A 374-nucleotide genomic window follows, 5' to 3' on the forward strand; every position below is an offset into this window, starting at 1 on the left:
GGCTCGCTGCGCTGGGCGATCGAGACCAGCAACGCCGAGCCCGGCCGCTATCGCATCGAGATCGCCGCCCCGGCCATCGTGCTCCAGTCGGCCCTGCCGCCGATCAAGGGGCCCGTGGCCATCGAGGGTCAGGCCTTCGCCCGGTCCGGCGGTCACAACGTCATCGACGGTTCGGGCTATCTTCCGCGTGACCTGAAGTCGTGCCCCGGCATGGTGCAGGGCCAGTACGGGACCAATGTCCGCACTGCCAGCAATCCCGGCTTTGCTTTGGTCGACACCCGGGGCGTCAGCCTGCGCGGGCTGGAGATCAGGGGCTTCTGCATCGGCGTGCTGGTGCTACGCACCTCCAACGCGGTGATCGCCGACAATCGGAT

At 68.2% G+C, this 374-nt stretch carries 1 protein-coding gene; it reads left to right on the plus strand.

Annotation, left to right across the window (positions count from 1 at the left end; all coding sequences use genetic code 11):
* Positions 1–374: hypothetical protein (locus AB4111_RS31255; RefSeq protein WP_442035157.1), on the plus strand; the 374-nt coding region annotated here is incomplete at both ends.

Source organism: Paenibacillus sp. 2KB_22 (genome assembly GCF_052115745.1).
In the GTDB taxonomy this organism is placed as follows: domain Bacteria; phylum Bacillota; class Bacilli; order Paenibacillales; family Paenibacillaceae; genus Paenibacillus.